Annotated in this window: 22 protein-coding genes and 1 pseudogene; 12 read left to right on the forward strand and 11 right to left on the reverse strand. The window is 45.9% G+C overall.

The window, feature by feature from the left end; translation table 11 throughout:
* Positions 1-531: 531 nt before the first annotated feature.
* From SEDOR53_RS19125 to SEDOR53_RS0112565, 3 genes and pseudogenes are all read left to right on the forward strand, one after another.
* Positions 532-1,598: pseudogene (locus tag SEDOR53_RS19125) on the forward strand (IS3 family transposase); the annotation flags it as partial.
* Between the two features lie 329 nt (positions 1,599-1,927).
* Complete coding sequence (locus SEDOR53_RS19130) at positions 1,928-2,188, forward strand: hypothetical protein (protein WP_157576813.1); 261 nt, start codon at positions 1,928-1,930, stop codon at positions 2,186-2,188.
* Positions 2,189-2,619: 431 nt separating this feature from the next.
* The gene (locus SEDOR53_RS0112565; protein ID WP_026770041.1) at positions 2,620-3,774 is read left to right on the forward strand and encodes an ATP-binding protein; all 1,155 of its coding nucleotides are present in this window, start codon (positions 2,620-2,622) and stop codon (positions 3,772-3,774) included.
* Between the two features lie 460 nt (positions 3,775-4,234).
* Here the strand turns inward: SEDOR53_RS0112565 and SEDOR53_RS0112570 are convergent, their stop codons facing one another.
* Positions 4,235-5,038: a Fic family protein gene (locus SEDOR53_RS0112570; protein WP_051416628.1), complete on the reverse strand. Its 804-nt coding sequence runs from the start codon at positions 5,036-5,038 to the stop codon at positions 4,235-4,237.
* 184 nt (positions 5,039-5,222) lie between these two features.
* Here SEDOR53_RS0112570 and bshB1 point away from each other — a divergent pair, with 184 nt between their 5' ends.
* Genes bshB1 through SEDOR53_RS0112585 form a run of 3 tightly spaced genes read left to right on the forward strand, consistent with a single transcriptional unit; the run spans position 5,223 to position 7,888 of the window.
* Positions 5,223-5,954, forward strand: coding sequence for a bacillithiol biosynthesis deacetylase BshB1 (gene bshB1 / locus SEDOR53_RS0112575; protein WP_026770043.1), 732 nt, complete (start codon positions 5,223-5,225; stop codon positions 5,952-5,954).
* 6 nt (positions 5,955-5,960) lie between these two features.
* Positions 5,961-6,836, forward strand: coding sequence for a carbon-nitrogen hydrolase (locus SEDOR53_RS0112580; protein ID WP_026770044.1), 876 nt, complete (start codon positions 5,961-5,963; stop codon positions 6,834-6,836).
* Positions 6,837-6,850: 14 nt separating this feature from the next.
* The gene (locus SEDOR53_RS0112585) at positions 6,851-7,888 is read left to right on the forward strand and encodes an agmatine/peptidylarginine deiminase (RefSeq protein ID WP_051416764.1); all 1,038 of its coding nucleotides are present in this window, start codon (positions 6,851-6,853) and stop codon (positions 7,886-7,888) included.
* An 8-nt stretch (positions 7,889-7,896) separates the two neighbouring features.
* Here the strand turns inward: SEDOR53_RS0112585 and SEDOR53_RS17915 are convergent, their stop codons facing one another.
* Both SEDOR53_RS17915 and SEDOR53_RS0112595 read right to left on the reverse strand, forming a co-directional pair.
* The gene (locus tag SEDOR53_RS17915; protein ID WP_051416629.1) at positions 7,897-8,334 is read right to left on the reverse strand and encodes a ubiquinol-cytochrome c reductase iron-sulfur subunit; all 438 of its coding nucleotides are present in this window, start codon (positions 8,332-8,334) and stop codon (positions 7,897-7,899) included.
* A gap of 60 nt (positions 8,335-8,394) precedes the next feature.
* Positions 8,395-9,000 carry an HD domain-containing protein gene (locus SEDOR53_RS0112595; protein WP_026770046.1) on the reverse strand — a complete coding sequence of 202 codons (606 nt, stop codon included), beginning with the start codon at positions 8,998-9,000 and terminating at the stop codon, positions 8,395-8,397.
* Between the two features lie 56 nt (positions 9,001-9,056).
* On the opposite strand from SEDOR53_RS0112595, the gene SEDOR53_RS0112600 reads away from it, so the two are divergent.
* The 4 genes from SEDOR53_RS0112600 (at position 9,057) to SEDOR53_RS0112615 (ending at position 13,070) form a co-directional block, all read left to right on the forward strand.
* Entirely contained in the window at positions 9,057-9,878 is an 822-nt protein-coding gene (locus tag SEDOR53_RS0112600) for an N-acetylmuramoyl-L-alanine amidase (protein ID WP_026770047.1), read from the forward strand.
* Between the two features lie 67 nt (positions 9,879-9,945).
* A complete protein-coding gene (locus SEDOR53_RS0112605) occupies positions 9,946-11,100 on the forward strand; it encodes an acyl-CoA dehydrogenase family protein (protein WP_026770048.1) in 1,155 nt (384 codons plus the stop codon).
* Between the two features lie 166 nt (positions 11,101-11,266).
* Entirely contained in the window at positions 11,267-12,406 is a 1,140-nt protein-coding gene (locus SEDOR53_RS0112610) for a hypothetical protein (protein ID WP_026770049.1), read from the forward strand.
* Between the two features lie 13 nt (positions 12,407-12,419).
* Positions 12,420-13,070 (forward strand): YggS family pyridoxal phosphate-dependent enzyme, encoded by a 651-nt coding sequence (locus SEDOR53_RS0112615; RefSeq protein WP_026770050.1) that lies wholly within the window; start codon positions 12,420-12,422, stop codon positions 13,068-13,070.
* Between the two features lie 5 nt (positions 13,071-13,075).
* Here SEDOR53_RS0112615 and SEDOR53_RS17920 read toward each other — a convergent pair whose 3' ends face one another.
* Positions 13,076-14,365, reverse strand: coding sequence for an amidohydrolase (locus SEDOR53_RS17920; protein WP_037361233.1), 1,290 nt, complete (start codon positions 14,363-14,365; stop codon positions 13,076-13,078).
* Positions 14,366-14,493: 128 nt separating this feature from the next.
* Here SEDOR53_RS17920 and SEDOR53_RS19250 point away from each other — a divergent pair, with 128 nt between their 5' ends.
* Entirely contained in the window at positions 14,494-14,931 is a 438-nt protein-coding gene (locus SEDOR53_RS19250; protein WP_198018920.1) for a YqaE/Pmp3 family membrane protein, read from the forward strand.
* 2 nt (positions 14,932-14,933) lie between these two features.
* Here SEDOR53_RS19250 and SEDOR53_RS0112630 read toward each other — a convergent pair whose 3' ends face one another.
* Together SEDOR53_RS0112630 and SEDOR53_RS0112635 are read right to left on the reverse strand one after the other, a co-directional pair.
* Entirely contained in the window at positions 14,934-16,496 is a 1,563-nt protein-coding gene (locus SEDOR53_RS0112630; RefSeq protein ID WP_026770052.1) for a methylmalonyl-CoA mutase, read from the reverse strand.
* The gene (locus tag SEDOR53_RS0112635) at positions 16,493-17,065 is read right to left on the reverse strand and encodes a hypothetical protein (RefSeq protein WP_232214774.1); all 573 of its coding nucleotides are present in this window, start codon (positions 17,063-17,065) and stop codon (positions 16,493-16,495) included. The genes SEDOR53_RS0112630 and SEDOR53_RS0112635 overlap by 4 nt, the downstream gene beginning before the upstream one ends.
* 15 nt (positions 17,066-17,080) lie before the next feature.
* On the opposite strand from SEDOR53_RS0112635, the gene SEDOR53_RS0112640 reads away from it, so the two are divergent.
* Positions 17,081-17,428, forward strand: a complete 348-nt coding sequence (locus SEDOR53_RS0112640; RefSeq protein WP_157576815.1) for an iron-sulfur cluster assembly accessory protein — start codon at positions 17,081-17,083, stop codon at positions 17,426-17,428.
* A 104-nt stretch (positions 17,429-17,532) separates the two neighbouring features.
* On the opposite strand, the gene SEDOR53_RS17925 is transcribed toward SEDOR53_RS0112640, so the two are convergent.
* The 5 genes from SEDOR53_RS17925 to secDF form a co-directional block, all read right to left on the reverse strand.
* Positions 17,533-20,721: an efflux RND transporter permease subunit gene (locus SEDOR53_RS17925; protein WP_051416630.1), complete on the reverse strand. Its 3,189-nt coding sequence runs from the start codon at positions 20,719-20,721 to the stop codon at positions 17,533-17,535.
* Positions 20,722-20,738: 17 nt separating this feature from the next.
* Entirely contained in the window at positions 20,739-21,848 is a 1,110-nt protein-coding gene (locus SEDOR53_RS0112650) for an efflux RND transporter periplasmic adaptor subunit (protein ID WP_026770055.1), read from the reverse strand.
* Between the two features lie 26 nt (positions 21,849-21,874).
* Complete coding sequence (locus SEDOR53_RS0112655) at positions 21,875-23,281, reverse strand: TolC family protein (protein WP_051416631.1); 1,407 nt, start codon at positions 23,279-23,281, stop codon at positions 21,875-21,877.
* A gap of 47 nt (positions 23,282-23,328) precedes the next feature.
* The gene (locus tag SEDOR53_RS0112660; RefSeq protein WP_157576817.1) at positions 23,329-23,712 is read right to left on the reverse strand and encodes a hypothetical protein; all 384 of its coding nucleotides are present in this window, start codon (positions 23,710-23,712) and stop codon (positions 23,329-23,331) included.
* A 113-nt stretch (positions 23,713-23,825) separates the two neighbouring features.
* Positions 23,826-26,900, reverse strand: a complete 3,075-nt coding sequence (secDF, locus tag SEDOR53_RS0112665) for a protein translocase subunit SecDF (protein WP_026770058.1) — start codon at positions 26,898-26,900, stop codon at positions 23,826-23,828.
* Positions 26,901-26,903: the final 3 nt, after the last annotated feature.

Consider the following 26,903-nt stretch of genomic DNA (forward strand, 5'->3'; position numbering starts at 1 on the left):
ATAACAACATTTATGCTTCGTCATATAGGTTTTACGCCAGGTTCAAAGGTGAAACACCTTGGAGTACATCTATCGTTTTGGTTACTATTTGCCAGATAGAGTTATTTTTTTTAGTACTGACAATCGTAAAAAAAATTACGGGGTATAGTGCTTTTTTACTGCTTCCTAATAAATTTTACTTTTTACCAATCTTTATTTTATGGTTGTTGCTAATGTTTAGGTATTACTCAAAGGAAAGAGTGGCTAACATTGTTGAGGATTTTGGGAAGAAAGAAAAAAGGCACAGACGAATGTGGGGAGTATTGACTTTAATCTGTTTTTTGGTTCCGCTGGTGTTGATTTTAGTTTTATTAAAAAAATAAACAAAGCCGCGGCTTTTGTATTTACTTAGAAGCTCTGGGAGTGTCCCAGGGCTTTTTTGTTGGCTGTTAAAATTTTAACAGGAGTGGTATGACCTCTCCCCAAAAAACCGGGCATACATAAAGTAGAGAATCGGGCCAAAATTGCGTAACTTTTAAAAGCAATACGGCCATGAAAAAGACAAAATTTACCGAGCAGCAAATTGCCTTCGCGCTCAAGCAAGCCGATACAGGCACACGGGTGGATGAGGTTTGTCGTAAGATAGGCATTTCAGAAGCGACCTTTTACAACTGGAAGAAAAAGTATGGTGGTCTTGGGATGTCTGAACTTCGGCGGCTGCGCCAGTTGGAAGAAGAGAACTACCGCTTAAAGCAGATAGTGGCAGACCTGACCCTGGATAAGCAGATGCTTCAGGACGTGTTAAAAAAAAATCCCTGAAGCTGCGACAGCTTAAAGTATGTGTTCAGCGACTGCGTGATCAATATCGTGTGTCTGTTCAACGTGCCTGCAAAGTGGTATGCATGCATCGCTCGGGTTGGTATTATAAAGCGCATAGAAGGCCTGATGGTCCGTTGAGACAAAGGATTAAAGAGATTGCAGCTGTTCGTGTCCGATATGGTCTATGGCGGATTTTTATGGTTCTTCGAAGAGAAGGATGGAAGGACGGCGCTAACCGCGTGTACCGGATTTACAAGGAAGAAGGATTGAATTTAAGAAGTAAACGCCCCAGGCGCAACAAAGCAGCCGCCCATCGGCTGGAACGAGTGGAAAACAACAGTTTAAACCAATGTTGGAGCATGGATTTCGTTTCAGATAATCTCTTTAATGGCAACCGGTTCCGATGCTTAACTGTAGTGGATAATTTTAGTCGCTTTTGTCAGGCGATACGAGTGGGAAAGTCGTTAAAAGGAACAGACGTCGTGGAAGTAATGGAAGCGCTGAAAAAACAAAATCAACTCGTTCCGGAAAGAATCCAGGTAGATAACGGAAGTGAGTTTATCAGTAAGGATCTGGATAAATGGGCATATGAAAACAAAGTCACTTTGGATTATTCCCGACCTGGAAAGCCCACTGACAATCCATTCATCGAGTCCTTTAACGGATCATTCCGCGATGAATGCTTAAATACGCACTGGTTCCTATCTCTGGAGGATGCTTATGAGAAAATAAGTGGCTGGGTAGCGGAATATAATCACTATCGACCGCACAGTTCTTTAAATGGTAAGACGCCTGCTGAAGTAGTAGATGAACAACTGATAAAACAATCAAAAGAGCGAAAGGAAAAAAACATACCCAAGGTTCCTCTTCATGAAGGGATGTATTTTGCAGCTACAGAAAACCTGTCGGCTTCACCGGAAAATACATACCTTCATAAAGAGTTTTTTTATCCTTCAAACAGTCCGAATTCTCCAACTTAGGAGTGCCCGAAATCCGGAGGGAGGTCAGGTATAAAATGTATGTCGTCAAAACAATCTGAACTTTTCATTATGGACAGTTTAGCTGATGCTGAGACTTCACAACAGCAGGTACTGTTCTTGGTTGGGCTTCTCTTGGCGTAGGTGTAGTTATGGATGGCATTGGAGTTTATAAATACTATCATTCAGGAGCTAATAATCCTAATGCAGTTCAGCCAGGAAAAGCAGGGTTAAATACAGCAATTGGCGTTTATGGATTGTGGAACCCTGCTATTGGAGTTACATATTTTGGAGTAGATGCCTTTTATCCTGGTGGAGTACAAGGATATGTAAATGATTATAGCCGTTCATTAAATACTAAGAGCAGTTCACAGCAAGAACGATTGTCATTACAGCTAGGTTACTGGCATTAAATTAAAATGATTATTAATGACCTTGAGGAAAGCATACTATTACCTGTTTTATAAGTTTTATAAACTGTTTGAAACCTCGCCTGCTAAGTGGGCAAGTGAGTGGAAGGCGTCACTTTGTATTACTGTTCTTATTGCTTTTTTAATAATAACTTTTGGGGGATATTATGCAATAGGGACAAAGAGAGATGCTTTTCCTGGCAATCCATTGCCAATAGCAATAACAATAATTGCAGTGGTCTATGTGTCGGCTCCCCTATAATTCGCTATAGTTAAAAGTATAAAAATTCATGTTTAGTTTTTAGTGAGTAACACAATAACTGCTAAATAGTAATGTATGTAAATTCATCAATTTTAATCGTGTAAATTCGTCAATTAAAATCGTGTAAATTCATCAATATTTACTATTTTTGCCCTGTAAATCAGTATGTAATATGTTTATAGAACGGCGGATAGCAGGACAGATTAAGGAACAGAAAAACAAATTTCCCGTTTTGGGTGTTACCGGCCCGCGGCAATCGGGCAAAACCACCTTGCTCCGAAAATTATTTACAGATTACCAATATGTGACGCTGGAGAACCCGGATAACCGGCAATTTGCTGAAAGCGACCCTGTGGGTTTTTTGAACCAATATGAAAAATATGTGATCTTTGATGAGGTACAGCGTGTACCTGAATTGTTTTCTTATATACAGAGTCGTGTGGATGAAAGCGGCATCATGGGGCATTATATCCTTTCCGGGTCGCAGAATTTTCATTTACTGAAAAGTATTACCCAGTCATTGGCGGGGAGGGTGGCGCTGTTTAAACTTCTACCACTTGATTTTGCAGAACTCAACTCTAAAAAGCTGTTAGCAAATGATTACATGAATGCTGCAATAAAAGGAACATATCCAGCCATCTTTGACAGGGATATATCATCTTCTGCCTTTTATGCCAACTATATTCAAACTTATATAGAAAAAGATGTAACAGAATTGCTGAATATACGCGATACCCGGCAATTCAGGCAATTTCTGGGGCTTTGTGCAGGGAGAGCCGGACAATTACTCAATATCAGCACATTGGCAAACGATTGTGGTATAGCATTTAATACTGCCAAAGCCTGGCTCTCCATATTAGAAAGCAGTTATCTCATATTCTTTCTGCAACCTTACTACCAAAACCACAACAAAAGGCTGGTAAAAACAGCTAAACTTTACTTTTACGATACGGGACTTCTCTGCTTTTTGCTAAAAATAAAAACTGTGAAACAATTTGAAGTTGACCGCTTAAAAGGCAGCTTGTTTGAAAACATGATCATTGCCGAATACCAGAAAACCAACCATCACTTATATAAACACCAGGAGTTTTATTTCTGGCAGGACTCTTATGGCAATGAAATTGATTTGCTTTGGTTTGAAGAGCAGGATTGCTTTGCAGCAGAGATCAAAGCAACGCAAACCGTTACTGCCGGGCTTTTTAAACAGTTAGACAAATTTGAAACCGGATCGGGTATTACTGCCCCCCTTCAAAAAATACTGGTGTACGGAGGTAATACCAGCCAGCGACGCACTCATCACAAAGTAAAAAGCTGGCGGTCTGTATAAGCGAAAGGGTAAAATCTTCCACGAAAAATAGTATATGAACGCCGTCTGATAGTTAGCGGATCGAGAAAAAAAGCGCATAGACTCCCTCAAATAGTTATCTGGATAAAAAAAATAATATACGGCATCCTCCGGGTAATTACCGGAGAGGGAAAAATAGTATACGGGCTCCGGCAAATAGCTGCCAGGCAGTAAAAAATAGTGCACAGTCTACGACAAATAGTTATCCGACGGAAAAAAATACGGTATAAACTTCCCCCAATAGTTACCGGCCCCCAAAAAATAGTGCACGGACGCCGCCAAATAGTTATTTTTTCCGGAAAATATGATCCCGGTAGCGCAAAAACACGGAAACATATCATTTTGTAGCCTTCCGTGTTTTTGAATAACAGTAAGAGAAACGATGTAGAGCAGGCGAGGAATGCTTTGCTTAAATATGCCAATGAAGGATTGGCAATGACAATTATAATATCGGCTTGTAACACACAGCCTTAGGCAATAGCGTTAGAAAGGGCAAAATCTTGTCCAGCTTTTCAAAGGTTTCATAATAATCTATCCCTACATTCAGACTAGCATAATAGGCCTGTCTGTTATCGTAATAATACTTTTCTGTTGGGATACCCCAAACAGCCGCTCCTAAGCATTCAGCTAAAAACCACTTTTCCAGCAACCTGGCGGCCCTGCCATTGCCATCTGCAAAGGGATGTATTTTGGCAAAAATGAAATGGATATATGCAGCATAATATAAGGTTTCCTTCAGACTTAAATTTTGTCCTAAAAGCATTTTAATATCTGTAAAAAGCTGATTCATGGCTTCAGGTACATTTTCCGGCTCTATCGCTAAATAAACAAGTCCCTGCCAACTGCTGATCCCCACCTTTGTTTTTCTGTATTTTCCCTTTTGGCCTTTGGTAATATTGCTGAATGTTCCAGCCAGTATTTCATGGCATTTCAACAGTCCCTTTTGGGTCAGACTATATCTCTTTGCATACTGATAAGCTCTTAGTAAATCCTCTATTTCCTTTACCTCTTTGGTGTTCTTTTTATTTGCCTTGCTTTGAATGAAACTGTTTAAGTCCAATGTGCTGCCCTCAATTTGTGAGGACGCTACTGCACCAGCCAGCATATAATGTTTGAAATCATGTACAGTAAAATCTTTCTCTGATAAGTCGGAAAAACACTTGCTAACAGATGCTTTCACCTGCTTTTCAAAAGGCTTCAATAAACTTTTCTGCAATATTTCTAAATCCATCTTTTCTGTACCCATTTTCAACAAATTTAGCGATTCCCCGGACTGCTTTTTTCCCAAAAACCAGCGATGCTATTCTCATAACATGCAATTGCCAATTATATTATAAAGTGTACAAATGGTATTTGTATAAGCGCTGTACCGCTTCAAAATAGGTTATTTATGAAAAGCAATATCTTTGCGCCCCATAATGGCATTATTAATGAAATTAGATATACTGGCTTTTGGCGTTCACCCCGATGATGTAGAACTGGGCTGCTCAGGCACCCTCATGGCAGCCATTGCTGAAGGCAAGAAAGTAGGGGCTATTGACCTCACCAGGGGAGAACTGGGTACCCGCGGCACAGCTGAAACTCGTAAAACCGAGGCAGTTGCAGCTGCAATGGTTATGGGCCTGCATATCCGGGAGAACCTGGGCATGGCCGACGGCTTTTTCCTGAATGATGAGGCTCACCTCCGTAAAGTGATCGCAGCCATCCGTAAATACCAGCCCGAAATAGTGCTGGCCAATGCGCCCGAAGACCGCCACCCCGATCATGGGCGAAGCGCCAAACTGGTGGCTGATGCCGCTTTCCTCGCGGGCTTGCGTAAGATTGAAACGAAAGACGATCAGGGGAATGCCCAGGAAGCGTGGCGCCCCAAATACGTGTTCCATTATATACAAGACCGTTTTATCCAGCCTTCTTTTGTAATTGATATTTCGGACTTCATGGAGAAAAAGATAGAAGCAGTGCTGGCCTATACTACGCAGTTCAACAGTCCGGGTACCGATGAACCCCAAACCTATATCTCAACCCCACAATTCATGGAAACCGTAAAAGCGCGCGCCATGATGCTGGGCAAAAGAATCGGTGTTGCTTATGCAGAAGGATATATTTCAGAGAAAGTACTGGGATTGAGCAGTTTCGATTCGATCATTCAACAAACTACTTAAATTAAGATGTCAAAAGTAAAAATAGGTCTGGTACAAACCACTTGCTCCGCCAACAAAGCGGAGAACCTTGCCAAAGCCATTGTAAAGATCAGGGAAGCGGCGGCCAAAGGCGCGCAGATCGTTTGCCTGCAGGAATTGTTTACTTCCCTGTATTTCTGCGATGTGGAAGATTATGACAACTTCCAGCTGGCCGAACCCATACCCGGCGATTCTACCAATGCGTTGAGTAAAGTAGCCGCCGAGTTGAATGTGGTGATCATTGCTTCGCTTTTTGAAAAGAGGGCGCAGGGGCTTTACCACAATACAACGGCTGTGCTCGATGCCGATGGCACGTACCTGGGTAAGTATCGTAAAATGCATATACCCGATGACCCGGCTTACTATGAAAAATTCTATTTCACGCCCGGCGATCTCGGCTATAAAACATTCAAAACAAAATACGCCACACTGGGTGTGTTGATCTGCTGGGACCAATGGTATCCCGAAGCCGCACGCATCACTTCACTCATGGGTGCGGAAATATTATTTTATCCCACAGCCATCGGCTGGGCTACTTCGCAGGATGAAGCCACCAATACAGAGCAATACAATGCCTGGCAAACCATCCAGCGCAGCCATGCAGTGGCCAACGGTGTGCACGTGGTAAGTGTGAACAGGGTAGGACTCGAACAAAACGGCGCCATGAAATTCTGGGGCGGTTCTTTTGTGAGTAATCCCTTCGGCAGCTTATTATACAAAGCATCACACGACGCAGAAGAAGTAGCGGTTGTTGAGATCGATACCACAGCAACCGATCGTTACAGAACACACTGGCCCTTCATGCGCGACAGGCGTATCGATTCTTACCAGCCTGTTACCAAAAGATACATCGACGAAGATTGATTAAACCGCATCATTTGAAATCACCGAAAGAAGCCGGTTATTATTTCCCGGCAGAATTTGAACCGCACGAAGCCACCTGGCTCAGTTGGCCGCACAAAGAAGCCAGTTGGCCCGGTAAGATCCATACCATCTATCCGAACTATTCATTGTTTGTGAAATGGCTCGCATTGAGTGAGAAAGTACGCATCAACGTAACAGATGAAGCCATGAAGACTTTTGCTGTTGAACAGCTGCAAAAAGCGGGCGTTGATATGCAGCAGGTTGAATTTTTCCTGCACCCTACCAATGATGCATGGTGCAGGGATCATGGCCCGGCTTTCCTGGTCAATCCACATGCTGAGCACAAAAAGCTAATTGTTGACTGGAACTATAATGCCTGGGGCAACAAATACCCTCCTTATGAATTGGACGATGTGATACCCACATTGATCGGCAGACATTTCAACATCCCGGTATACCATCCTGGCATTGTGATGGAAGGCGGGTCCGTAGAATTCAATGGTAAAGGAACGATACTCACTTCTACTTGTTGTCTCCTCAACCCCAACCGTAACCCGCATCTCAACCAGGCGCAGGTAGAAAAATACCTCTGTGACTATTATGGTATGGAACAGGTATTATGGGTAGACGAAGGAATTGTAGGCGATGATACCGATGGACATATCGATGATACCATCCGTTTTGTGAACGAAGACACGGTACTGACCGTAGTAGAAACCGATAAGCAGGATGAAAACTACGAGCTGCTGCAAACCAACCTCAAACAGTTGAAACAAATGCGCTTACTCAGCGGCAAGCAACTCAACATCATCGAATTGCCCATGCCCGATGCAATGGTGTATGAAGACCAGCGTTTACCGGCATCATACGCAAATTTTTACATCAGTAACCGGCACGTGATCGTTCCCACCTATCAATGCGATAAAGACGACCAGGCATTGAATATCATTGCCGCTGCTTTCCCGGATAGGGAAGTGGTAGGTATTGATTCTACCGACATTATTTGGGGGCTCGGCAGTTTTCATTGCCTCAGTCAGCAGGAACCCAAATAATTGCCAAATTATCCAGTGATTGTCATAGTAGAGCCGTTGATTGCTATGTTATACGCTTTAAGGGCGGTGGCAGTTCCACCGTTATCAGGACCACTGATCAGAGTACCATTAGTGTTGAACTGGGAATGATGCAAAGGGCAAATAAACTTGTTTCCGCTGCTACTATAATTGATAGGAGTACCCTGGTGTGTACAGGCAACCTGCACGGCTGCGAAAGAAGAAACAGCATTTCCAGCAGCTACTCTTGCTACAATTACACCGCTCTGTACCAGTGAATCACCCACATTCGGCAATTGCGAATTAAGGTTGACGGTAAAGTTAACGCCACCGCCGCCGCCGCTGTTGTTGGATGGTGAAACATCGGCTTTAGTGCAAGCGCCCAAACATACTGCACAAACAGCCAATACCGGAGAACCAAGATCGCCAATGAATTTTCTTCTGTCCATAAGAAAGGTTTTAGGGATATACGATCCTCATAAGCAACCGGTTGCTTCCCGGCGGCAATTTTATTTTTCGGTTACCAAAGCCTGGCGAGGTATAATAAAATAGATCAAATCATCCAATTGTATGGCAGCCCTTTCACAGGCATCTGCAATATCTTCCCTGGATACATTGGCCGCGAAAGATTTTTCTTTCAGTCTTTTTTTAACACCTTTCAGATCCATACCCTCGTAACCACCGGGACGCATCAATGAATAGGCATGTATCAACCCCGATAACTCATCGAATGCATACAATAATTTATCCATCTGTGTTTCGGGTACCACACCGAAATGCGGGTGACCGTGGGAAGCAATAGCCCGTATGATTTCAGGATCTATCTGGCGTTGTTCCAGTTCTTCGATGATTTTTTTACAGTGCAGATCGGGCCACTGGTCCCAGTCGGCATCATGCAATAATCCTGCCAGTTCCCAACGCCATTGACCCGCTTCATCGAGCTGTTCTTTTTCGGCTGCCCAGCTACGCATCAATGCGGCCACCTGTAACATATGCAGTTTCAGTTTTGGGTTCAGTACCCAACTATTGAACAGTTCCATGGCGTCTTCACGCGATAATACCCGGCCTTTGTTGGCAGGATCTCCAAATACGGTTCTTCCCAATTGCAATGACATGGTATGCGTTTTGTTTCAAAGATATCAGTACTTTTCATTTTAATACATGTTTGATTATGAAACTGATACTGAAATCTATCGCTCTTTACTTTTTACTCGTTTTTGTTGTTGCCTGTTCGCGCAACCCTTATGCTGCTACCAACAGATCGTACAGGCAACAATCGAAAGATTATGCCAGTACCCTGAACGCCATGCCGGTGGAAACGGCTTTTTCCGATTCTATGCGTGTGCCACCGTTCTGGGTAGGTACCACCAACTTCAATATGCGCAAGCCGGGTTTTGTAATCATCCATCATACCGCACAAAACTCCTGTCAGCAAACATTGCGAACCTTTACGTTGCCCCGTACGGCCGTGAGTGCACACTATGTGATCTGTAAAGACGGAACCATCCACCACATGCTCAACGATTACCTGCGCGCCTGGCATGCAGGCATCAGTAAATGGGGCAATTACAGTGATATCAATTCAGCCTCTATCGGTATTGAACTCGATAACAACGGCTTTGAGCCCTTCGACAGTTTACAGATCAACAGCCTGCTCAGTTTGCTGGCCCGCCTCAAAAAGAATTATGGTATTCCCGCTGCCAATTTTATTGGTCACGGTGATATTGCGCCCACGCGTAAGAACGATCCCAATTACCGTTTTCCCTGGAAAAAACTGGCTGAACAGGGATTCGGATTGTGGCAGGATGAAGCGCTGGTGCCCGCGCCGGCAGACTTTAACCATATCGGCGCGTTGCGTATCATTGGTTATGATATAAGGGATACTTCCGCAGCCATACAGGCTTTCAAACGGCATTTCCTGCAGGATACCACTAAAACGATGAACGATAAAGACAAAAGCGTCTTATACAACCTGGAGAAAAAATATATGTAACACTCATGCTAACAATTGTTAGGTTTGTGAGCGTCAATCCTTATTTTTGGGCCCTCAAATGAACACCATGCAATTCCAGTTAAGTGAAGAACACCTGATGATCCAGAAAGCGGCCCGCGATTTTGCCAGGACCGAATGTTTGCCCGGCGTTATTGAAAGGGATGAAAAACAGCAATTCCCCCGTGAGCAGGTGCTGAAACTGGCTGAACTGGGTTTTATGGGAATGATGGTAGACCCGCAGTATGGCGGCGCTGGTATGGATACGGTGAGTTATGTATTGGCCATGGAAGAGATCAGCAAGGTAGATGCCAGCGTGAGTGTTTGCATGAGTGTGAACAACAGCCTGGTATGCTGGGGACTCGAAGCATACGGCACCGAAGAACAGAAACAAAAATACCTCACACCCCTTGCACAAGGCCGCAAGGATGGTGAATTATACATCGGCGCTTTCTTGCTGAGTGAGCCGGAAGCCGGAAGTGATGCCACCAGTCAGCGCACCATTGCAGAAGACAAAGGCGATCATTACCTGTTGAGCGGCACCAAGAACTGGATCACCAACGGATCTTCCGCATCTGTATACCTGGTGATGGCCCAGGCCGACGCTTCAAAAGGAAGCAAAGGCATTAGTACTTTCATTGTAGAAAAAAACTGGCCTGGCGTAACCGTAGCCGCTAAAGAGAATAAATTGGGTATCCGCGGAAGCGATACCCATACCATATTGCTTACCGATGTAAAAGTGCCCAAAGAGAACAGGATAGGAGCGGATGGATTCGGATTCACTTTCGCCATGAAAACACTGGCCGGCGGACGAATCGGCATCGCTTCACAGGCATTGGGCATTGCCAGCGGCGCCTATGAATTAGCATTGGCTTATAGTAAACAACGAAAAGCTTTTGGTAAAGAGATCATGCATCACCAGGCCATCCAGTTCAAGCTGGCCGATATGGCCACACGCATAGAAGCCGCCAGGCTCCTGTGTTTGAAAGCCGCCTGGGAAAAAGACCAGCACCTCGATTACGGGTTAAGTTCCTCGATGGCCAAAGTGTATGCAAGTGAAACGGCTATGTGGACGGCCACCGAAGCGGTACAGATACACGGCGGATACGGATTTGTAAAAGAATACCATGTAGAGCGCCTCATGCGCGATGCCAAGATCACGCAGATATATGAAGGTACCAGCGAGGTACAACGCATTGTGATCAGCCGCAACATACTCAAATAATCAATCGTCATCCTGAGCGAGCGAAGCGAGTCGAAGGACCTGCTGAGCATTCGTGCAGCTCCCTCGGCTGCGCTCGGGATGACGAATGATTATGCCAGGATGACGTTCGAATAGTATTTGGTATTATTGCGTCATGTATCGATGGACATTGATAGTGTGCTGCTGCATGTTTTTGCAAGCAACTGCAGCAGGGCAGGACAGTCTCTTTGTACAAAAGCTGCTGCAACGCATAGAACAGTTGCAGGTAAAAGAGAACGGCATATTTCCGGGTGGATCTTTCCCTTCTTATCGTCTATATGCATGGAATAAAGACAGGTATAAGGCCGATGTGAATCCCTTTTTTACCGGGCTCATCGCCATGACACTGCGCGATATAAGGCCATGGTTGGATACAGCACAGCAAAGGATCGCCGGCCGCATCATTGATCGCACCATACCGGCTTATGCTAAATTCCGCAATCGCAGCGGAAGACCTACTTATAATTTCTGGCCCACTGATACGCCTGCCATTTTTCCTCATTCGGGATGGATCAATCACTTCAATAAAAGCCAGGCATTGCCCGATGACCTTGACGATACCGGGATCATTCTCCTGGCCATGGGCGCTGCAGATTCAACCGCAAGGCAGGTACATCAATTGATGCAGTCGTTCACCAATAACGATGCCGGTAAAGTCAGGAATACATTCAAAGCATACAGCAATATCGGCGCTTATTCTACCTGGTTTGGAAAGAAAATGCCGGTGGATTTTGACATCTGCGTATTGTCGAATGTATTGTATATGGTGCAATCTTATCACCTTGCATGGACAGCTGCCGATTCTGCCAGTCTCGATCTGATCGTTCGCATACTGAAAGACCGCCGGCACCTCGATGCAGCTTCGTATGTATCTCCACACTATCGCAAAAGTTCTATCATCCTATATCACTTGTCACGGTTGATGTCGGTAAAACCCATACCTGCATTGGAACAATACAAACCTCAGTTGATCGCTGATGCACAGAAAGAACTGGCAACCCATCAACAGTTCCATGAGCAATTATTGTTGAGCACGGCCCTGATGCGCTGGGGCGTGCGACCTCCTGAAATAACAGTGCCGCTCAATGGAAACTTAAACAGATTAACAGAAGATGAGTCTTTTTCTTTCTTCATCGCTAACATCGCTTCGATGTTTCCCGATCCATTGAAACGTTGGGCTGGCGCTTCGGGTATTACCCGGTTCTATTATTATTGTCCGGCTTATAATAACCTGTTGTTATTGGAAAACCTGGTATGGAGAAAACGGATGCACTTACATTTGCAGTAAACCATACCCTTTCATGCCGGTGGATATTGCCCAATACCAATCTGTTTTACGAACCCTATCATCCAGTCATACTACACTGGTAGCAGTGAGCAAGACCAAACCCGCAGCCGATATTCAAACGCTGTACGATTTGGGACAGCGTGATTTCGGTGAAAACTACGTACAGGAACTGACTGAGAAAGAAGCGATACTGCCTAAAGACATCCGCTGGCATTTTATTGGCCACCTGCAAAGCAATAAAGTAAAATACATAGCGCCCTTTGTGCACCTGGTACATGGCGTAGATAGTTTTAAGCTGCTCAAAGAGATCGATAAGCAAGCCGCCAAATGCAATAGAAAGATCAATTGTTTACTGCAAGTGCATATTGCACAGGAAGAAACCAAGTTCGGACTCGATGAACAGGAACTAAGCGAAGTAATAGCTGCATTGGATACCTTGCAACACGTACAGGTAAAAGGATTGATGGGCATGGCCAGCTTCAGCAACGACACTTCCAAATTGCGCGAAGAATTCCACACCCTCAAATCTTTGTTCGATCGGTATAAAAATACACAACAGCCCTGGTCTGTATTGAGCATGGGCATGAGCAGTGATTATACCATTGCCATCGAAGAAGGCAGTACCCTGGTAAGGATCGGCAGTCTGTTATTCGGCGCCCGTTGATGCAGTTATTTGGTTTTGGCGTAATCGAAAACCAATTGGCAGAATGCTTTTACACCTACATCAAAACCGCTTTCATCGATATAGAAATCGGCTGTATGATGTGAAGGCGCTGTTTTCGGATCCTTGCCTTTGGGCAATGCACCCAGATCGAAAAAGAAAGAAGGTACTTTCTCTCCGTAATAGGAAAAATCTTCAGAGCCGGTGATCCAGTTCATTTCTTTTGTCTTATCTGCACCGGCGGCAGTTACTAAAGAAGAAAGGGTTTTCTTCACCAATGCAGGATCGTTATAAGTAACCAGTGTTTTCGTTTCAATGGTTACTTCAGCAGTAGCGCCACAACTGGCGGCAATATGTTCTGCGGTGTTCTTGATGCGTTCATGCACTTCTTTCTGCATTTTGCTGTCGAGCGTGCGAATGGTGCCGATCATTTCGCATGTTTCGGGAATGATGTTGCTGCGCACGCCTGAATGAATAGCGCCTACGCTGACTACAACAGGTGCCTTTGTAATATCTGACTCGCGGCTCACAATATGCTGCAGGCCTTCGATGATCTGAGCAGCGGTGGTAATCGGATCAATGCCCATCCAGGGTGCAGAGCCATGCGCACCACGGCCTTTCACTTTGATGGTAAACCAATCGGAAGAAGCCATGAAAGCGCCGGATTTATACCATATTTCTCCTACGGGTATGCTGGCAGCAATGTGTAATCCGAATACCGCTTCTACCTTGGGATTGTCCAGCGCCCCTTCTTTGATCATCAGGGGTGCACCACCTTCTTCAGTACCGGGAGCGCCTTCTTCGGCAGGCTGGAACAGGAATACCACAGTGCCGGGTACCTGCTGCTGCATTTGTTTCAGAACGGTAGCAGTACCCATCAGCATAGCAATATGCGAATCATGGCCACATGCATGCATAACACCCACGGTTTGTCCGCCGTAAGAAGTGGTTATTTTGGAAGCAAAGGGAACAGGCGTACGTTCTGTTACCGGCAAGGCATCGATATCGGCGCGCAATGCTACCACCGGACCCGGGCGGCCACCTTTTAAAACAGCTACTACGCCGGTACGGGCAATAGGGGACTTCACTTCCAATCCCAACGATTTTAAATAACTGGCTATATAGGCGCCTGTATTGACTTCCCGGTTGGATAATTCGGGATGTTCATGAAAATAACGGCGCCATTCAACAACTTTAGGCGTCACATCTGTCACTAATTTAGAGTAGTTCGCGGGTATCTGTTGCGCAGAAACGGCAGATGCAAAAAACAGGAAAATAACCAAGGTCTTTTTTCTCATGCGGAACATTTTATGGGGTCTGATAATAAAGGATGAATGTAACACTAATATCATTAAAATTCATTTTGAATATCATTGGTTTTGTTTATATTAGTGAAGCTTTATTTGACATCTCTAAAACCAATCTTATGAAAAGAATGCTCCTCTGCACATTCCTTATTGCTCAATTAGGTCTTACCGGCGGTTATGCTGCCGCTGTTGTAGCTACAACAGATCCGGAAAAAACAACAAAGGACGCTGCTGCTGCTCCCGACAAAGAAATCAAGTTCAACGATGTGGTCGTTACCGATGCGATCCGTGAATTCAAAAGTTTATCAAGGGTTGACAGGAAAGCGCGTGTAGCCGAAGCCAAAATGATGATCAAGGAATACAAAGCGGCTAAAAAGGCCAATGCCGAGCCCAGTACCAATACGGTATTACTGGCTATCCTGGCTATATTATTGCCTCCATTGGCTGTTTACCTGAAAGAAGGCGTTATCAACGGTAAATTCTGGCTGAGCCTGGTGCTTACGTTGTTGTTCTGGATACCCGGTGTGATCTATGCATTGATCGTGGTATTGAGCTGATATTATTTATACTCTCCAAAGACCTTACGCAGGGTGTCTGCAATTTCACCCAGTGTACAATCTTGTTCCACGGCTTCAATTACCCATGGCAGCAGGTTTTCGTTGCCATGGGCAGCCGTTTGGATCTTGGCCAGGCAGGCCTGCACTTTTTCGTTATCCCGCTTTGCTTTTAAACGGTTTAGTTTTTCTGTCTGAACAGTGCGGATGGTATCGTCGATCTTGAAACCGGGAACGGGTTCTTCTTTGTCAACCGTGAACTTGTTCACGCCTACAATGATCTTTTCACCGCTTTCAATGTGACGCTGGTATTCATAAGCGCTCCGGGCAATCTCATCCTGCATGAAACCCTGTTCAATGGCATGCACACTTCCGCCAAGCGCGTCGATCTTGTGCACCAATTCCCAGGCTTTGGCTTCCACTTCTGCTGTAAGTGATTCCATAAAATAACTGCCGGCCAGCGGATCCACCGTATCAGGAGCGCCGCTTTCATAGGCAACGATCTGCTGCGTGCGCAATGCAATGCGAGCCGCTTCTTCGGTAGGGAGACTCAGGGCTTCATCGTACCCGTTTGTATGCAGACTTTGTGTACCACCCAATACTGCAGCCAGGGTTTGTATGGTTACCCGGCTGATGTTGTTGAGAGGCTGCTGGGCTGTTAAGGTAGCGCCGCCGGTTTGGGTATGGAAGCGGAGCATCAGGGCTTTCTCATCGGTAGCGCCGAGTTCTTTCATCATTTTCGCCCACATCCTGCGGGCAGCCCTGAATTTGGCCACTTCTTCGAACAAGTGGTTATGGGCATTGAAGAAGAAAGACAATCGCTTTCCAAAAACATTGATATCCAGTCCTTTTTCAAGGGCTGCCTGAACATAAGCTTTGCCATTGCTGAGGGTAAAAGCGATCTCCTGCACAGCAGTACTGCCGGCTTCCCTGATATGATAACCCGATATCGAAATGGTATTCCAGCGGGGTAATTCCCGGCTGCACCATTCAAAAATATCGGTGATGATGCGCATGGATGGTTGGGGCGGATAGATATAAGTGCCCCTGGCTGCATACTCTTTCAGGATATCGTTCTGGATGGTGCCGGTGATCTTTTTCAGATCGGCTCCCTGTTTTTTAGCGAGTGCAACATAAAATGCCAGCAATATAAAACCCGTGGCATTGATGGTCATGGAAGTACTCACATCTTCCAGCCGGATACCTTTGAATAAAGTTTCCATGTCTTCCAGGCTGTCGATGGCAACGCCCACTTTTCCTACTTCACCTTCGGCAAGCGGATGGTCGCTGTCGTAACCGATCTGCGTAGGCAGGTCGAAAGCAACGCTCAATCCCATCACGCCTTGCGACAACAGGTAATGGTATCTTTTATTGCTTTCTTCTGCGGTGGAAAAACCTGCGTACTGTCGCATCGTCCACAGCTTACCCCGGTACATATCGGCCTGCACGCCGCGGGTATAAGGGTACTCACCAGGATGTTCATTCGCTTCTCCCTGCGGCACATCAGAAGGGTAATAGACTTTCTCTATGGCTATACCGCTATCGGTAGTTAATTTTTTTTCACTCATAACAACTTTTTGGCTTCGTAACTCAGCGCTTCGCTTACGATCTCGTGAAAATCTGCTTTAGGGTCCTGCATCAGGTATTGCAACAATGACCGGTTCAGTTCCTGTCCCGTTGCGTTCGCAGGAAGTGCATTGGCCACCTGGTTAATGAGCAGCAGGTTTTTTTCTTTTAATTGCTTCACCGCATTCCATGCTTCCCGGCTCACGTAAATCTGTTGTGTTACATTATAATCAAATTCATCACGAATGGTTTTGATCAGAATCAGTTGCATTTCCTGCGCGGTAAGTCCGCCGGTATTGGTGCGGCTCACCAGGTTGGGAATGGCAATACGGTCAACCAGCAGGGTCAGGCGTTCATAAGCCTGCAAAGGCAGGGAAGTGCTGTTGGATTTGGTTTTCAGCTCTTCTCTTTTGTTCTTTCGTTGCAGGTAGAACAGCCAGGCCAGGAATGCAGCGATCATGAGGGCGATGATCACGGTAAAAAGAATGGTGGTATCGAGCATCGGTTGTTTTTGGCAAAAGTAAGGTTGTATGGTGGTAGTTGGTGAATAGAAGGTTTCGTATATTTGCATATACAAAAGATGCTTATGGAAACGATAGCAACAATACCTCCGGTGACCTTAACAGACGGCGCCATTGAAGAATTGAAACGTTTAATGGGAGAAGCCGGGTTTGATCGGAGTCAGCAATTACGCATTGGCGTAAAAGGCGGCGGATGCAGTGGCATGACTTATATACTGGGTTTTGACCAGCCCGATGCCAATGATATGTCATTTGAACTCGGAGGCATTCCCTGCATCATGAACAAGAGCCACCAGTTGTACCTGCACGGAATGGAGGTGGACTGGCAAGGCGGACTCAACAGCCGCGGATTCACTTTCAGCAATCCCAATGCCAGCAAAACCTGTGGTTGCGGCACTTCCTTCGCAGTATAATCCTGTCTTAATGAAATAATAAAAAAAGGAGGCCATTCGCCTCCTTTTTTATTAAAAACTCTTCCTGACTTTGCCCCATGCTTCAACATGGGGAACAAGGGAAATTATTGGGCATTTGTTGTGTTTTCAGTTTCAGCAGGATCCACATGTTTGGTGTCTACATTTTTGTAGGCCAATCTGAAGATCAGCGGGAATACCCACAGCGAGAAGATCATGGCACAGAGGATACCTCCGATCACCACCCTGGCCAGCGGCCTGGAGCTTTCCGAACCGATGCCGTGAGAGATCGCCGCAGGGAATAGGCCGATCGCCGCCATCAGCGCCGTCATCATTACGGGTCGTATCCGCGAATTCACTCCCAGCTTAATAGCATTGTAAAGCGATGCCGTTTGCCCTTTGATGTGATCGAGGTTCTGTTTGAATACCGTGATCAGCAACACACCATCCTGTATACAAATACCGAACAGGGCAATGAAACCGATACCTGCCGAGATACTGAAGTTGGTGTTTGTAATGTGCAGGGCGAATATACCACCTACAATGGCAAAGGGTACGTTCAGGAAGACCAGTCCCGCGTCTTTGAAATTCCCGAACATGGTAAACAGTAGCAGGAATATCAGCAACAGGCTGATGGGTACTACCATGGCCAGTCTTTTCGAAGCGCGCTGTTCGTTCTCGAAATCACCCTGCCATGCCATGCGATAACCTCTTTTTACCTGCACTTTGGCGTTCACCTTTTCCTGGCTTTCGGCAATGGTGCTTCCCATATCTCTTCCGCGTATGGAGAACTTGAGCGCAGAATAGCGTTCGTTGTCGTCGCGGAAGATCAGGCAGGGGCCGGTTTTTTCTGAGATGGAGGCGATCTCTTTGATCGGCACTTTGGAGCCCGATTGCGTGGGCACCAACAGGTTGCCGATATCATCCGGTGTTTTCCTGAATGCTTCCGGCAGGCGTAAACGGATATCAAAGGTTTTGATGCCTTCATAAAGAGTAGAAGCGGTTTGTCCGCCGATGGCCATGGCAATCACGGCATTGGCATCGGCTGTAGCCACACCATAGAGCGCCATCTTCTGTTGATCGAGGTTGATGTCCAGCTCCGGCTGGCCAATGTTACGGATGACGCCGAGGTCTTCAATACCTTTTACTTTCTTTAAGATATTGTACACATCGTTGATCTTTCCTTCCATATAATCCAGCGAATCGCCGTACACTTTCACACAGATAGACCCTTTCACACCCGATACCGCTTCTTCCACATTATCCATGATGGGTTGTGAGAAGTTGAGGTTGGCGCCGGGAATTACCGATAGTTTGGCATTCATCTGGTCTATCAGCTCTTCTTTGGAAATTTTCGGCTTCCAGTCTTCGCTGGGATACAATATCACATCGAATTCATTGTTGTAAAACCCGGTTACATCCGTACCATCATCCGGACGGCCCGTTTGCGATACGGCATGTTTCACCTGCGGGAACGATATCAATATATCCCTTACCTGTTTGGATATTTCCACCGATTTGTCGAGCGATACACTATAAGGTAACTGCACCCTGAGCCAGATCGATCCTTCATTTAATTCGGGAAGAAATTCAGTACCCAGGTGTCTGAAAGAATAGAGGCCGAAACACATCACTATAAAAGCCAGTGGAATGACCAGTTTCCTTCTTTTGAATGCCAGTGCAAAACCATTCAGCATAAAACCGGTGAGATGATGCACAATGGGATTGTGCTTTTCACGAACATTTTTTCTAAGCAGCATATTGATGAGCACCGGTACCAATGTAAGCGTAGTGATCAACGCCCCTAATAAAGCGAAGCCAAGGGTATAGGCCAGGGGTGAGAACATCTTACCTTCCACTTTCTGGAAAGCGAAAATGGGCAGCAGTCCTGTGATGATGATCACTTTGGCATAGAAAATAGCTTTGGCCAATTGACCGCCGCTGTTTTTGATGATGCCCATTTTGGTGATCTTATTGAAACGTTCCATGCCCATGTCCCGCGCCTTATGATCGAGCACTACGAACATGCCTTCCACCATTACCACTGCACCGTCGATGATGATACCAAAGTCAACAGCGCCGAGCGATAGCAGGTTAGCGCTCATCCCCATCAACCGCAGACAGATAAAGGCAAACAACAGGGCCATAGGAATGATGATCGATACGATCAATGTGGTACGCCAGTTGAACATGAACAACGACACGAGCAAGGTTACCAATAGTATACCTTCTGTAAGGTTATGCAATACCGTATTGGTGGCATAAGAGATCAGGTCGGCCCGATCGTAATAGGGAACAATTTTCGTATCCTGCGGCAATACAGTAGTATTCAGTTTTTTGATCTGCGCTTTCACCGCATCTACTACTTTCGAAGGATTCTCTCCTTTACGCATCAGGATAATGGCTTCTACCACATCGGCTTCATCGGTACTGGAGCGGCGGCCAGCCGAATCAACAATGGCGTCGGAGCGGCTCACGTGTCCCAGGCGGGGCATATTGGATATCTCCACAGTAGCCACATCCTTCACCAATACGGGTACTCCATTATTGGTTTCAACGATGATGTTCTTGATCTCGTTGATATTGTCGAGCAACCCAATACCTCTTACCACATAGGACTGGTTGTTCTGTATGATCACATCACCGCCGATATTGATATTGCTTTTTTGAACGGCGTTGAACACATCCAAAGGCGTGATACCAAGATTGTATAATTTACCGGGATCCACCTGTATTTCATAGGTTTTGGTACGGCCGCCAAAGCTCACGATATCGGCTACACCCGGCACAGCCCGCAGGCGCCTGTCGATGACCCAGTCCTGCATGGTTTTCAGTTCGCGCTCATCGCGGAGGTTACTGCGCAAAGTATAACGGTAAATCTCTCCAGTAGGACCGGTAGGCGGTTGCACCGAAGGGGAAATACCATTGGGCAGGTTGGCATTACCCAGCAGGTTCATTACCTGCTGGCGCGCCGCAGGGTCTTTTACGCCATCTTCAAAGATCAGCTTAACAAAAGACAGTCCGAATATACTGCTCGAACGAAGACTCATTTTTTGCTGAACCGGGTTCATCGCAATTTCGATGGGGATGGTAATGAATTTTTCTACCTCCTCAGCACTTCTGCCCGGCCATTGTGTAATGATACTGATCTCGGTATTGGTAACATCGGGGAATGCTTCAATGGGCATATCACGGAATGTGATCACACCCACGATCACCAGCAACACCGAAACAAATAAAATGAAGTATTTATTCTTCAGTGAAAAAGCTATGACGCCTTTCAGAAATTTATTCATCTCAACTGATTTTAATGTTAGTTATTTAAAGACCCATAGATCAACAAAGCCTGAGACGCAATGATCTTGTCGCCTTTGTCAACGCCTGAAGAGATGAAGGTTTTATCGCCTACTGTATTGATGAATTTAACAGGGGTGATCCGTACATCCGATTTGCTGTGATACACCAGCACATAATACTGACTGTGATCGAATATCAGGGCGCTGGTAGGGATGGTGATATTTTCTTTGTTTTCCTTATTGGTAAGGGTAACACTTGCAAACATCTCCGGTTTCAGCATATAATCCTGGTTGGATAATACCACGCGCACTTTCATTACTTTGTTATTCGGATCGAGCACGTTCAGCATCTTGTCTACTTTGCCTTTGAACACTTTGTTGGGATAGGCTAGGGTGGTAACGTCTACGTTCTCACCCAGGTGAATGAGGCTGATATTCGATTCGTACACATTGGCTTGTACCCAAACATTTTTCAAATCTGAAATAGTAAACATGTTGCCGCCATTGTCAGACCGGATGGCCATATTGTTGGTGGCAAATTTCTCCACGATGAAACCGCTGATCGGCGCTTTTACCACGTATTCGCCTTGTGTATTTCCGCCATTGATCTTCAGCACGCGGTTGATACGGGCCAGCTCCGATTTGGCCTGCTCGTGTGCCGCTTCTGCCGCCAGCAGGTCTTTCTGCGATGCGAGTCCGCTTGTAAACATATCCTGCGTAGCATCGAGGTTCTTTTTAGATACCCGCAGGTTGGTTTCTGCGTTCACCAGGTCATTGCTGAAGCCGGCCATCTCAGAGCTTTTGATAACAGCCAGCGTTTGTCCGGCCTGCACATAATCGCCCAGCGCCACTTTAATGTCTTGTACATTACCACTCACCATGGGATAAATCTTCACCACATTGTCTTCATTGAACGACACTTTACCTGTTAACGTAAGCGAGTTCACAAACGGAGCAGAGGAAACCGTATCTATCACCAGGGTTTTAAAAATAGAATCGGGTATCACGTATTTTTCCCTTTCATCGGCCTTGGCTTCATTGTTGGATTTGCATGACTGCATTCCGAGCGCAGCGGCTAATATCAGGATACCGGTGGTGATAAAAGATGATTGCATTTTCTTTTGCATAAAAAATATTTCTGGTAGTAGGTGATCTAGTTATAAAAATTAGTTCCTGTATAAAAGTTGATGTCTTCAAACGCACTTACCCTGTTGAACTGGATGGAATTGATCTGCAGGGTATTCGATTTATAGGCATCGTAAAAATCCAGGAAATCCAGCAGGCCTATGTTGCGGCGCTGGTAGTTGATCAGCACTTCATTCAGCAGCCTGTCGAAATCGCCGGAGAATTTGGGGTCGATGTTCTTATACAGTTTGTTGTTATCATAAGCTTTTTGCAGCGCCCTGTATAGCTGTTCTTCCACCGAAGCTTCCACGCTTTTCTCCATTGTCTGGTTCACCTGGATCATCGCTTTGGCCGATTTGATATTGCCCTGGTTCCTGTTGAAAATGGGCAGGTCCATGGAAACGCCTACCGAATGGAAATTCTGCACATAACTACCTAACCGGTCGTACCCTAATGAAGCCGTTAAATCGGGCACCGCCAGTGCTTTCTGGTAATTGTAGTTCAGCTTGCTGATCTGGGTATTGGCGCGTGCGATCTTCAGGTCTGTACGGCTTTTGAAAGCAGTATCTACCAACGTAGTCAGACTGTACGCGGCCGGGTCGAGCGCGGCGTTTTTTTGTGTATCAACGATGGGCGACACATACACGTTTTTTACCTGCATTACCAGTCTCAGTTCACTTTGCGTATCGTTGATCTGGTTAATGAGGTCGTTGTATTCGCTTTGCAGGCTGTAGAGCTGCGCTTTGATACGTACTACTTCTTTCTCTGCAATATATCCCTTGCCTTGCTGCGATTCAAAAGCAGTTACTACCTGCTGCATAGCACTGATCTCTTTGTTGTACACTTTGGCCGATCGCTGCAGGTAATAGATATTGAAGAAATCGGTACGCAAAGTATATTTCAGTGTGCGCAGCAGATCGTAGAACTGGTATTCGGCCAGTTTGGCATTGGCTTCGGCGATCCTGATCTGCTTATTTCTTTTGCCGGCCAGTAAGATCAGTTGCGATATGGCTGCGGTGTTTTCGGCATAATTGAAAAAACCGGCGTTTACCACATTGGAAGATTCATCGTGGATGCCGAATATGGGGCCACGCGCATAAGCGAGGTTGGGATTGGGCCAAAGCTTCGCCTGGATGATCAACGCCTTCTGTGCATCGATATTATAGCGTTGCGCCAATAACAAGAGGTTGTTCCGTAAAAAGATCTGTTCTGCAGAATCCAGGGTCAGACTCGTACTATCTACCTTTATAGGAGCAGCCGGTGCCGGGTTTTGTGCATTTGCCAGAGCAGAAACATCCAGCAAGCACGCCAGCAGCAATATCCGGTAAAAGACTTTCATGTAAATATTCGATTTGGGTTCAAGAGTTACAAAATCATCATTACAGACTTCCTGGTTTTCAGGCTTTGTAACGGCGCTGCCAGGAAGGTCTATCATGCTTTATTTATTCAACTAAAATAAATATTAGTATAAAAATGCTGTTATCAGCACTTCGGGGGTGGGGGATTGATCTCTTTGAAAAAGAGATAGCGATAAGGATCTATTACCGAAGCAGTATGATCGATTAGTGGCTCTTCTTCTTTCTGCAAAAAAGCAAACCCATCGGGGATGAAGAGCTTGATATTGGAATGCTTTTCAAACTGTGCTTTTGAGCTGGTCGATTGCTGCTCCGATTCGGGGAAAGCGTTCTTATGGTCTAAGACGATCTCTGTTACGTATTCAATGATGGTATTCAGGTCATTGAACTCATAGAGATTGGTGGTATGAAATGGCTGAAAATCAATGGCATTGGTACTCAGGTTGAGTATCTGCAACGCCATTAACAACAGAAGCGCCCGTTGGGCTATATGTAACAATTTCTTTACCAAGGGTTATTCAGGCGCAAATTACGCTAATATTTGTTAAATAAAACTTGATTATAAAGGTGCAATAAAAATCCCGCTGTGTGTGCAGCGGGATTTTATCATTTTGAGAATTGTGTTTATTTTTTTGTTTCGTCTTTACCCAGGGGTTTGTTCTTCGCAAAGTCAACCAGTATCGGCGCTGCCACGAAGATGGACGAATAAGTACCGGTTACCACACCAATCAGCATCGCAAACGCAAATCCACGGGTTACTTCTCCTCCGAAAATAAAGAGGATCAGGATGGTGAGGAATACCGTGAGTGAAGTCATAACGGTACGGCTCAGCGTATCGTTGATGGCCCTGTTGATGATGGCTGCATTGCTGGAGCCTTTCAACAGTTTGCTGTCTTCACGTATACGGTCGTACACGATCACGGTATCGTTCATAGAGAAACCGATCACCGTTAGGATGGCTGCGATGAAGTGCTGGTCGATCTCCAGCGGGAAGGGCACAACTTTACGCGCGAAGCTGAACACGATGAGGGTTACGAACACGTCGTGCAGCAAAGAGAAAATGGTACCCAATGAATATCGCCAGTCGCGGAAACGGATGAAGATATACAAACAAATAGCGATGATGGCGAATATGGTGGCTTTGGTAGCTCCAGCCTTCAGGTCATCCGAGATAGTAGGCAGCACCGTTTGAGAGCTTTGCTTGTACTTGGTTTCAAACTCGTTGAACGTGATGTTCTGCGGCAGGTGTTTGTGCAGGCCGTTGAACAACATTTGTTCTACCAGCGAATCCACGTGGTTGCCGGTTTCGTGTATCTTGTAAGATGTTGTGATGTTCAACTGGTGCGTAGAGTTCACCGTTTTGATAATGGGCGCTTCGCCGAATACCTTTTTCAGTTCATCGGTAATCTCTGACTGGCTCACAGCATGGTCGAATTTGATGGTATAGCTGCGGCCTCCGGAGAATTCCACACCCTCATCGAACCCGTTGAAGAAAGTGCTGATACCTAATATGAGTATCACAACAGAAATACCATAAGCGATCTTCCTGTATTCGATGAATTTGAAAGCGGCATGCTTGAAAATGCGCTTTGAAATACCGGTGAAATATTCAAAGTGGCGGTTCTTATTGGTGTAGAAATCTGTGATCAGTCTCGATACCAGGATACCGCAGAACAGCGACAACAAAATACCGATGATCTGTGTGGTAGCGAAGCCCAATACCGGGCCCAGGCCAAAATAGGCCAGGATGATAGCGGTGAGCAATGTAGTCACGTGCGCATCGAGTACGGGTGACAATGAACGCTTGTAGCCATCGTTCACAGCCAGCTGATAAGATTTGCCCCTGCTCAGTTCTTCCTTGATACGCTCGAAGATGATTACGTTCGTATCTACCGCCATACCAATCGTGAGTACCAGACCCGCGATACCGGGCGCAGTAAGGGTGAAGCCCAGTGCGCTCAGCACACCAATGGTGAAGAGCAGGTTCAGTATCAGCGCGATATTGGCTACCCAGCCTGCAGTATTGAAGTACAGCAGCATCAGGGCGAAGATCACGATGAATGCAATGAGGAACGACAGTCCGCCGCCGGTGATGGATTCTTTACCGAGTGTTGGACCTACCTGCTGCTCCTGCACAATCTTGGCCGGTGCAGGCAGTTTACCGCTTTCTAAGATTTCAGAAAGGTCTTGCGCTTCTTTGATGGTATAACTTCCGGAGATCTGCGAACTACCGGTGGTAATAGGATCGTTCACATTCGGAGCAGAGTATACAAAGTTATCGAGCACAATGGCAATGGGTTTGCCCACGTTGCGGGTGGTCATCTTTGCCCATATATTGGTGCCGATCTTATCCATGTTCATCTTGATGGCAATGCGTCCGCGCTCGTCGTAATCCTGCGCAGCATTGGTAATATGGTCACCTTCCAGTTCAGCTTGTCCGTTGTCGAGGGTCTTGATGGCATAGAGCATCAGGATGTTTTTCATCTTCGGATCGCCCGATTCGGTTTTGCCGTACATGAATACCAGGTTGGAAGGGAACTTGTTCTTCACCAGGTCCATCCGCAGGTAATCATTGAGCGTGCCGGTATCTTTTGCCTGGATATAACCCAAAGCGGCAGGATAGATGGGTTTGCCACCTTTGTCCTGGTAAGGCTGCGTAAACTGCAATAAGCGCGCGATCGGATTCTTATTAGAATTGATCTTGTTTGAATCGGCTTTGGCAGTTTCTCCATGTGTGTTGCCTAATCCTGAAAGCGTGGCAGTTTTGTTGGTATCTGCCTTGGCAGTAGCTGTGGTTGTTTCAACAGCGGCTTTTTTAGCAGTATCTTTTGGAGCGCTGCCGTTGAGATAATCTTCCACGGCTTTATCGGCCGCTACGATGCCATTCTGCAGGTCGCGGCTTTCAAAAGTGTACACTTCAAAGAACTGCAGGTTGGCAGTAGACTGGAGGTAATTCCTTACCCTTTCTTTATCGTTGACGCCTGCCAGTTCAATGCTGATAATGCCTTTGGCAAGATCGGGGTTGATATTGGGAGATGCCACACCAAAACGGTCGATCCTGGTACGCAGGATACGGTAGGTGTTGTTGAAAGCAGCAGTGGCCTGTTCTTTCAGGTAGCCCGCTACCGCGTCATCGCTGGCATCGAACTTAACCTTGCCGTTGCTGCGGGCCGCAAAGAAAGGAGCCAGCTTACCGGTGGGGTTTAACTTGGAATATTCATCACGGAAAAGGGTGATGAGGTCGGCGCCGCCATTGGCTTTGCGCAATACGGCTGCGTCGAGCGCTTTATTGAACTGTGCGTCTTTGGTGAAATTGGCCAGTGATTTGATCAAACCGTCAAGCCCCACTTCCATGGTCACGCTCATACCACCCTGGAGATCCAGACCCAGCATCAGTTCTTTTTCTTTGGCGCTGCTGTAAGTAGTGAGACCAAAAGCGAGCTTGGTATCTTTGGTGCTGTCGAGCAAACGTTGCAACCTTTCTTTTTTCAGTTCAGCGAGACTGTCTGCATACAATGCCTGTAATTCCTTATTGCCGGGATATTTAACTTCGGGTGAAGGGAAGCGTTTAACCCAGGCTTCGGCTTTTGCATCCTGGGCGTTTTCATGGCTGTGGACGAACCAGGTAAAAGATAATTGGTACAAGCAGATCACAATCAGTGCAATCGCAAAAAATCGCACTAAACCTTTCAGTTGCATATT

Source organism: Asinibacterium sp. OR53 (genome assembly GCF_000515315.1).
Classification (GTDB): Bacteria; Bacteroidota; Bacteroidia; order Chitinophagales; family Chitinophagaceae; genus Sediminibacterium.